This is a genomic window from Pedobacter sp. Leaf132, assembly GCF_920984695.1.
Taxonomy (GTDB): Bacteria; Bacteroidota; Bacteroidia; order Sphingobacteriales; family Sphingobacteriaceae; genus Pedobacter.
Map to the genome: position 1 here is coordinate 310,382 of NZ_CAKLBO010000003.1, position 9,271 is coordinate 319,652.

Here is a 9,271-nt window from a genome sequence, read left to right on the forward strand (position 1 = left end):
AAGTTATAAAACATTAGTTGCACTTTTGGTGTTACATTGTTATAAAGGAGGTCGGAGATAATGATAAATATTTCGAAAGATACAAAATCGACTGTTTTAGACAGAGTGAAGAAAGGCGATATTATTAGATACGATAAGAAATTTGGCGAGGTTATTGCCATTCAGGTCCTTAAACACAGTACTCAAAACGAATATTATTATAAAATTAAAAACGACGGCGTGGTATTGGTTATCAAATAAATAACCAAATTATCCAATAAATTTTTTGCAAAGAAAGTTTAGCCATTAAAAATTGCGCAATTACTCCTTAATTGCAAGAACATCAAAAAAAATCTTACTAAAATTGCTCGTAGTCTCTTGGCATTGGCTCAGCTGAATAATAGCTGTACATTGTCGATAAAAGTGAGATTACATAGAAGGTACCAATAATTAAAAGAAATGTGCTCATAATTGGGATAATTATCTGGTTAAAATAAGTATAACGTTAAGTTAATAATAAATATTTTATAAGCAATTATATATTTTATTTTAACAATAAATTATAGCGTAAAATCACCCTTTTTTATGATATAAATCAATAATTTATTTTGTTACAGCCAAAATGTGACAATTTGATTATTAAGTTTATCTTTTAACATTTAGTTTAAATTTCTAATTTCAATAAACACTAAACAGAAAACGATATGAAAATTGCAATAATTATTGTGAGGGTACTTTTAGGTGCAATGTATTTGTTTGCATCGGTAAGCTATTTTTTAAAACTCATGCCTGAGGCACCTCAAATGTCGGCAGACCAAACCACATTTATGGCTGGCGTAATGATTTCTGGCTATTTAATGCCTTTAATTAAAATTACTGAACTGGTTGGTGGTATTCTTCTAATTTTTGGTAGAACAGCGCCCCTTGCAGCAATTCTTGTTTTTCCGGTAACGTTAAATATATTTCTGTATCATGCATTTCTAGGTCCTAAAGATTTACCAATGGTTTCAGTAATGCTTCTGTTTAACCTATTCCTGTTTTACGCTTATCGCCATAAATATTTGCCTATCGTTTCAAAATAATTTTATTCAAAGTAAAACTTTTCTTATACTTTTTTGCTCTATTAATTGTTTGTATCAAAACGTCAAATTACTATCTTTAAAAACACTAAATAGAAATCATTATGAGAAAGTTCCCAATATTAATGCTGCTTTTTGTAGCCATGGCTTCAACTGCATTTGCGCAAAGTAAAGATGCTGTTGTTGGCAAATGGTTAAATCCATCGGGTGAAGGACAAATTGAAATTTACAAAAAGGCTGATAAATATTACGGAAAATTAGCCTGGTTAAAGGAACCTAACACCAATGGTAAGCCAAAGGTTGATGCAAAAAACCCCAACACCAATCTACAGAACAGACCTCTCCTAAATTTAGAAATTTTAAAAGATTTTGTTTATGAAGATGGAAAATGGACCAACGGAACAATCTATGATCCTAAAAGCGGTAAAACATACAGTTGCAATATCTCGCTAAAGGGCAATGATGTGATGACCGTTAGAGGATACATTGGAATCTCATTGTTAGGTCGTTCAGAAAATTTTAAACGAGTGAAATAATCAAAACATGAAGAATTTAATATGGTGCCTAGTTTTGGCACCTTTTTTTTGCACCGCACAAAATTATAGGCTTAAGCCATTAAATGAAAACACTAAAACAAGCATAAGGGGTTTAAGTGTGGTTGATGATAAAATTATTTGGATAAGCGGCAGTAATGGCACTGTAGGTAAGAGTACAGATGGTGGCTCTAATTGGGAATGGATTGTTCCAAAGGGCTATGAAAAGCTCGACTTTAGAGATATAGAAGCTTTTAATGAATCTGAAGCAGTAATTGTAAATGCAGGTAGTCCGGCATATATTTTAAAAACTATTGATGGAGGGAAAAGCTGGACTGAAACTTATAAAAATACGGACACAGCCATTTTTTTGGATGGCTTAGGCTTTTGGGATAAAAACAAAGCCATAATTTTTGGAGATCCAATACAGAATAAAATGCAGCTATTAAAATCTTCAAATGGAGGTAAATCATGGAAAAACATATCCTCCAAAATGAATCCATCACTCGTTATTGGTGAGGCTGGCTTTGCAGCAAGTGGCACAACAATTAAAACACTTCCTGATGGTAAAGTTTGGATTGCAACGGGAGGATCAATTTCACATATTTATTACTCCAAAAACTACGGTGCAAACTGGGAGGTATATAAATGTCCGATTTTGCAGGGAGCATCTACTACAGGACCATTTTCTATTGATTTTTATGATTCAAAAACCGGTGTTGCTGTAGGTGGAAATTATGTTAAAGACAAAGATAATAGCAATAGCATTGTGTTAACATCTGACGGAGGGAAAAGCTGGCGCAAGCCCAAAACTCCGGTATTTGGATTTCGTTCTGCTGTAGCTTACCTAAATGCAAACACATTAATTGCTACCGGAACATCTGGTACAGACATTTCGAATGATGCAGGAGAAACCTGGTTACATATTTCAGACATTAGCTTTAACTCCGTACAAAAAGCTAAAAATGGTAATGCAGTAATTTTGGCTGGTAATAAAGGATTTATCTATAAACTTGATTTATAAACAGACCTAGATTTTTTCAATAAAAATTGGAGTTTCGGTTACATTAACATTAAGTTTTCCGTTAACTACGTCTACCGTTTGATGTTGCATCTCATTTTTTCCAACTTGTAAACTATGTATTATAGCTTTTTTAGCATCACCTAAGTTTAGTTCATAGTTGGTTGTGCGGCCTTTTTGGTCGGGTATTGTGAGTACAAAAATCTGCTTTGAACCATTTTTATATAAGTCAACAATCGGGTCGTTGTTTAAAGTTGAGGTGTAAAAATATTCACCAATAAGTTTCTTTGTTTGCAACAGATAATCTGCCGATGGCCTTGGCTTAAAATCATCATGGAAGCCAGATGAGCTGTATTGCGTTTTGTTTTCGATACCGCCTGCATCATCCAGCATATAAAACATACATCTCGATATTCCATGTCGGGCGTAAAGTAACGCCGTTCTTAAATTCCAATCGGCTTGCGTAATATATGAGGTTTTGTTGCCAATAGGAATTGCCCGCTGCGGCGTTTTGCCTACATCGTAACCTGTTTCCGTAAGCCAAACTTGCAAACCCGGAGCCTCTGCTTTGGCCATTTTAAGAAATTTGTCGGCAATGGTGCCGATATCTGATAATTCTGGAGCGTAACCAACTGTAGCATTGCCGCCATTTAAGAAGCTATCATTAGAATATAAGTGATAATTAATAACATCAAAACACAGGTTAACAGTACCGTTTGCATTTAAGCCTCTGTTTTTCTTGCACCAGTTTATCATCTTGACAACAAAATCAGGATTTGCAGCTCCCAAACCACCCATAACAACCTGCATATTAGGGTCAGCATTTTTAACGCCAACATTTTTACCTAGAGTACCTTTATGTCCATCATAAAAAGCAGACATATTCGCAGCAAACTCTTCTGCAGATTGCTGCGCTTGTTTCCCCCGCCACCATTTGTCAGGTTCGTTACTGCATTCTACATATTTAATAAGGTTTAAGGCTATTTTTGCTTCATTTTTGGTATCGCCATTCCAACGCAAACTTGGATCAACTGAAACTAAAGCAGGATCTAAATTTTTATTTGAACCGTACCTTGCTGCAAATTGAAATGCCATTCTAGCCTGGCTGATGTAAGATTGTGGACTGCTTTTATCAAGGCCAAAAGGTATTGGACTATTATCAGTCGCTCTCTCGTTTTCCGGAAAATCTTTTACCAACCATTTTGGTACGTTCTTTATGCAAGCCAATACCTCAATATCTTCAGCTTTAAGCCTTTGATAAATAACATCGTAATAGGAACCGCCATTATGAGTTGGATTAAAAGTATATTTTCCTTCAGCGGCTTCCATTCTTTCCCAATCGAGATAATGTCTGATACCGCCAAAAGATTTTATTAGCGCCATTCGTTGCTCATCAATTACACTAGCCGAAACTTGCTCATTCACAAAATCCCATTCAAATGCATTTACACCCAAATATTTTTTAAATGGAATACTAGAAGGTGTATTATCTGAGTTTGTAATTTCTACATTGTCTGGCTGTTGGCTCTTTGTGCAAGCGCAAAAGAGTAATAATATTAGGGAAGCCTTAATTATTTTTTTCATGATTAATAGCAAAACCGGTTTTAAGAAAGTTTACGTTTAAATAAATCAAATGTTCTTTGCCACGCTAGTTTTGCTGCGGCTTCATTGTATCTGGTAGGCGATGTATCATTATTAAATGCATGATTTACATTTTCGTAAATGTAAATTTTATAATCGATGTTAGCTTCTTTCAAGGCAGCCTCATAAGTGGGTATCCCTGCATTTATGCGTTCATCTAAACCACCATAATGCATCATTACGCTAGCTTTTATTTTTGAGACATCAGCCGCATTTGGTTGAGAACCGTAGTAAGCAACTGCCGCTTGAAGCTGAGGATCGTTAACCGCTAATTTATTCGCCATTCCACCGCCCCAACAGAAGCCCATGCAACCAACTTTTCCATTTCCGGCTTTATTTTTTCTTAAATAATCTAAACCATTTAAATAGTTCTGAAGATTTTTTGCCGGGTCAAGTTTTCCAATCAACTCACGGCCTTTATCTTCATCGGCAGGAGTGCCACCAAATGGCGAAAGCGCATCAACACCTAAAGCAATGTAGCCTTCTGCGGCAACACGCTTTGTAACATCAATAATGTGTGGGTTTAAGCCTCTGTTTTCGTGTATCACCAAAACCGAACCTAATTTTTTCTTGCCTTTTGGCTTGGCAAGAATTGCTCTCATCTCACCATCAACCCCTGGAAAAGTAATTTCTTCAGACGTTATATCATCACTTTCAAAAGTTGAAGCCGATGCATAATTGTTTTCCAGTAGGGGTAAAACTGTAAGTGCCAAAGCTGTGCTTCCCGTTAGGATAGCCAACTTTTTCATAAACTCTTTTCTACTTAATTGGCTGTGTGTGTATTTATCGTAAAGAGTGATAATTTTCTGATCCATAACGTTTTGGTTTGTGATGATTAGCTAAGATAACATTCTAAAAACTAATTTGAACACATAATTTTAATTTACTTCTGTATTGCTGATTTTATATTTATTTAAAATAAAAAAAAAGGCTATCAACTTAAATTTTAAGTTAATAGCCTTGATAAATAAAAGAGTTATTAAAATCTCTTGGCGACTAATTTTCCTCGGTATATTTTTTAAAATTATCTAATGTAGATTGCCATCCGCCACGTTGCATTTCAATCGGGTTTTGTGTTTCAGGGTCGAAAGTTTCAACAACTCTGGTTGTATCGCCTTCGGTTTCAAAACCAATTTGAACAGTTCTACCATCTCCTAATACATACTCAATTTTTTTATGTACATCAACATTAGTATAAGTTCCTTCAAAATCAAAACTGAAACTACCATCTTTGGCGGCCATAGTCGTTTTAAATTTTCCGTCTTTTTTTAAATCATTATCAGCATAAGGTGCATGCCAATCGCTTGATGCGAAAGCCCAATTTTTAATGTGCTCGGGTACATTCCAATAAGTCCAAACTTTTTCAACGGGAGCATTAACCACCGTTTCTACGGTTATCTTTTCCATATATCAAACTTTTTAATGAGATAAAGTTATATTAAGATTTTGTATTTGGAAAAGATTAAATTAAACAATTTTTAGCTTTCGGTTAAATTAATTCTAGCTCAGGGGAATTTCAAAATAGAAAGTAGAACCTTTACCGATTTCGCTTTTTACACCAATTTTTCCGTTATGGCGCTCAATTATTTCTGCACTTAAATACAAACCAATGCCAAAACCCGAAATTGTGTGGTGCTTACCAACCCTGTAATATCTGTTAAATAACTTTTCTATATCCTCGGTATCAATCCCAATCCCATCATCGGTAATACTAACCAAAGCACTGTTATCTAAAATTTCACATCGCACATCAACATCAGTTCCTGATGGGGAATATTTTACAGCATTACTAAGTAAATTTGAAATTACACTGCCTATTTTATCTCTATCTGCGTGAATTTTAACTGGCGTTGCAACTGATAAGTTTACCTTATGAGAAAATTGAACTAAATCTGTTTCTTCAACAAGTTCCTTTAATAGCTCTTCTAATTGGAAATCGCTTTTTTCAATCAAAAGTTTTCCAGATTCTAAGCGGGAAACATTTAAAAACCCATTAATCATTACAGTCATTTTCTTTACCTGATTGTAAGCTCTGTTTAGCGCCATTAATGTATAGTCGTCGTTATTTTTCTTAGCCCTGGCCTGCAAAACTTGTACAAAACCACTAATAGCTGTAAGTGGTGTTTTTAATTCATGACTAACCATACCGATAAAATCATTTTTCCTGATTTCATCTTTCTTCAATTCTGATATATCTACACTTGAGGTAATGTATCCTACAAAATCACCATTTTTATTTAAACGTGGGTTGCCTTTAGATAATAACCAACTATAATTACCGGCACTATCTAAAATTCTGAATTCGGTTGTAAATGGGATTTTTTCTGCAAAGGCATCAGAAAATGATGTTTTATATTTTTCCAAATCATCCTGATGGATTAAATCTAACCAGCCAGATTTTAATAGCTTATCAATACTTCTTCCCGTTAGTTTACTCCAGGAATTGTTTAGATAAGTAATTTCGCTGTTTTCATTACCAACTGCAATGAAAATATCTGTGGCCTCTGCCATATTTCTAAAACGAGATTCACTTTCTTCTATAGTATGAATGTACTCTATTTCAGGTGTTATATCTAAAATTACCCCTAAAAAACGACCAGGGCGATTATTGGTTTTCGGAATGCTTTTACCTACCACACGAATCCATTTAATGGAATTTGTAGATTGCTGGTGAATAGGATATTGAACATCAAATGGCTTTTTTGTAAGTAGAGCATTACTTCTGGCTTCTTCAATAACCGATAAATATTCCGGAACTACCGTAGCTGTAACGTCTGCCCAGGTGATAATTCCTTTTTCGGGTAAGCCATAAAATTCTCTGGCTTTTGCCGAAATATCAAATCTTCCGGTTTCGGGTTCTATACTGTAAATACCTAAATTGCCAGATGCTAAGGCTAATCGTAAACTTTCTTCTGTTTCAAGTAGCTCTTCATTTTTTAAAAACAGATTTTTTTGCGCCTCCTGTAATTCCTCGTTTGTTGCAGCTAATTCTTCGTTAGTAGCAGAAAGTTCTTCGTTTGATGCAGCAAGTTCTTCGGATGTGGCTTGCAATTCTGCCTGGCTTTCCTCTAATTTCAGTCTATTTTTAACTTCATCAGTAATATCTTTAACCGATGCTAAAATATATTCTACGTTTCCGTTTTTATCGAAAATAGGGTCGTACGAGAAGTCAACATAAATCATTTCCAATACGCCATCTTCAGTAGCTATATCAACCGCAACCTCAGGCATCGCAATACGATTACCTGTTTCATAAACCTCGGCCAGTAACTTCGGAAATCTTTGTTGAGCCAGTTCAGGGAATACATCAATAAGCTTTCTTCCAATTACAGCTTCAAATTTTCGCTGCCAGATTTTTAGCATTTGAGGATTTGGCTGCTCTATCACTAAATCCCTGCCTTTTAGCAGCGTCATTGCAATATTTGCGGTTTGAATGATATTCTGAAGCAATAATCTGCTCGACTGTAAATCTGCAGTCCGTTCATCAATTCTTAATTCCAGCTCATCATTTAAATGCTGAAGTGCTTTACGAGATGTAAGCAATTCCTCATTCGTACTTAATAAATCCTCCAAATTGGCTTGTAGCTCCTCGTTAGATGCAGCCAATTCTTCGTGGCTTTCTTCTAATGCTTTGTTAAGCTTATTTTCTCGCTCTATAGATTCATCAAGCGCACTTATACTTAACATTTTTTCGGTAATGTTATAAACGGTAATAAGCAAGCATTGCACCTCGTTATTATCCATTACCGGAACAATTTCCGATTGCCACCATCTAACTTCTGAAGTTTGTAAATCAGCAGATGGTATATTATATTGAAAAGATGGCAAATTGATAGACTGCTTCGTTTCTAAAGCTACAGATAACGCGTTGAGTAGAGCCTTGTTGTCTGGATTATTTTCATCCAGAGGAAAAGCTTCTGTTATATTGAGCCCTTTAATGTTTCTACTTAAGGTGTAAGTAGCTTTTTTAAATTCCTCATTATAATCAACAACAGAAAAGTCGGGAGCGTTGCATGCAAGTATTATTCTGGGTACCGAATTATTAAATATAGTCTGAAAAAGTGGAGAATTAATCTGGTTCATTAAGGTATGATTCTTCTGCTTATATGCACGAATATAACAGCATAAAGCATTATTTGTTTAAGTGTACCCCTAATTGTTGTGAAAAATCATGTTAAATTTTTTAAATTAACTTATTTTTTAAAACGGATGACATTCAAAATACATACTATAAGAATGTACACCTATTATAAAAGTTTATACATCTATTTTTATCTGATTTTTCCAAAAGATTTAAAACTTCAGTCTCGGCTATCAACTTAACAAAATAATATTCTATGAAAATGCTATAAAAGCAAAAAAGCCATCATTTTTGATGGCTTTAATTCGATTTTTTTTTGAAGTACTCGGGGCGGGAATCGAACCCGCACGCCTTTGAAAGCACAGGATTTTAAGTCCTGCGTGTCTACCAGTTCCACCACCCGAGCAGGCGATTAACCTTTTAAAATAAATGCCTCCTGGTAAGAAGGCATTTAGAGCGAAAGACGAGATTCGAACTCGCGACCCCGACCTTGGCAAGGTCGTGCTCTACCAACTGAGCTACTTTCGCTTAATAATACAATCGCTGTATTCCCTTTGGGGTTGCAAATATAGAAATATAATTATTGTTTTAAAATAAATTTTTAAAATATTTTAAATTATGTTTTAGTAGGCGAGGAGATAAAAGTGATTTGTTAAGATATGAGGTAAATAAATTTTTGTTTAATAAAAAAGCCATCTTTTTTGATGGCTTTAATTCGATTTTTTTTGAAGTACTCGGGGCGGGAATCGAACCCGCACGCCTTTGAAAGCACAGGATTTTAAGTCCTGCGTGTCTACCAGTTCCACCACCCGAGCAGGCGATTAACCTTTTAAAATAAATGCCTCCTGGTAAGAAGGCATTTAGAGCGAAAGACGAGATTCGAACTCGCGACCCCGACCTTGGCAAGGTCGTGCTCTACCAACTGAGCTACTTTCGC

General features: G+C 35.2%; 8 protein-coding genes and 4 tRNA genes. 4 read left to right on the forward strand and 8 right to left on the reverse strand.

Features of this window, described 5'->3' with window-relative positions; genetic code table 11:
• Positions 1-60 precede the first annotated feature (60 nt).
• From LUA86_RS08620 to LUA86_RS08635, 4 genes are all read left to right on the forward strand, one after another.
• Positions 61-240 (forward strand): hypothetical protein, encoded by a 180-nt coding sequence (locus LUA86_RS08620; RefSeq protein WP_231460213.1) that lies wholly within the window; start codon positions 61-63, stop codon positions 238-240.
• Between the two features lie 443 nt (positions 241-683).
• Positions 684-1,061, forward strand: a complete 378-nt coding sequence (locus LUA86_RS08625; protein ID WP_231460215.1) for a DoxX family membrane protein — start codon at positions 684-686, stop codon at positions 1,059-1,061.
• A 101-nt stretch (positions 1,062-1,162) separates the two neighbouring features.
• Positions 1,163-1,594: a DUF2147 domain-containing protein gene (locus LUA86_RS08630; protein ID WP_231460217.1), complete on the forward strand. Its 432-nt coding sequence runs from the start codon at positions 1,163-1,165 to the stop codon at positions 1,592-1,594.
• A gap of 7 nt (positions 1,595-1,601) precedes the next feature.
• A complete protein-coding gene (locus tag LUA86_RS08635) occupies positions 1,602-2,615 on the forward strand; it encodes an oxidoreductase (protein ID WP_231460219.1) in 1,014 nt (337 codons plus the stop codon).
• 6 nt (positions 2,616-2,621) lie between these two features.
• Here the strand turns inward: LUA86_RS08635 and LUA86_RS08640 are convergent, their stop codons facing one another.
• From LUA86_RS08640 to LUA86_RS08675, 8 genes are all read right to left on the reverse strand, one after another.
• Entirely contained in the window at positions 2,622-4,196 is a 1,575-nt protein-coding gene (locus LUA86_RS08640; protein WP_231460220.1) for a hypothetical protein, read from the reverse strand.
• Between the two features lie 20 nt (positions 4,197-4,216).
• Complete coding sequence (locus LUA86_RS08645) at positions 4,217-5,068, reverse strand: dienelactone hydrolase family protein (RefSeq protein ID WP_231460222.1); 852 nt, start codon at positions 5,066-5,068, stop codon at positions 4,217-4,219.
• Between the two features lie 181 nt (positions 5,069-5,249).
• Positions 5,250-5,660 carry an SRPBCC family protein gene (locus LUA86_RS08650; RefSeq protein ID WP_231460224.1) on the reverse strand — a complete coding sequence of 137 codons (411 nt, stop codon included), beginning with the start codon at positions 5,658-5,660 and terminating at the stop codon, positions 5,250-5,252.
• A gap of 93 nt (positions 5,661-5,753) precedes the next feature.
• Entirely contained in the window at positions 5,754-8,336 is a 2,583-nt protein-coding gene (locus LUA86_RS08655) for a PAS domain S-box protein (RefSeq protein ID WP_231460226.1), read from the reverse strand.
• 320 nt (positions 8,337-8,656) lie between these two features.
• Positions 8,657-8,740 (reverse strand) — tRNA-Leu (locus LUA86_RS08660).
• 49 nt (positions 8,741-8,789) lie between these two features.
• Positions 8,790-8,862, reverse strand: a tRNA-Gly gene (locus LUA86_RS08665).
• A 203-nt stretch (positions 8,863-9,065) separates the two neighbouring features.
• Positions 9,066-9,149, reverse strand: a tRNA-Leu gene (locus LUA86_RS08670).
• A 49-nt stretch (positions 9,150-9,198) separates the two neighbouring features.
• Positions 9,199-9,271: transfer RNA gene (locus LUA86_RS08675), tRNA-Gly, on the reverse strand.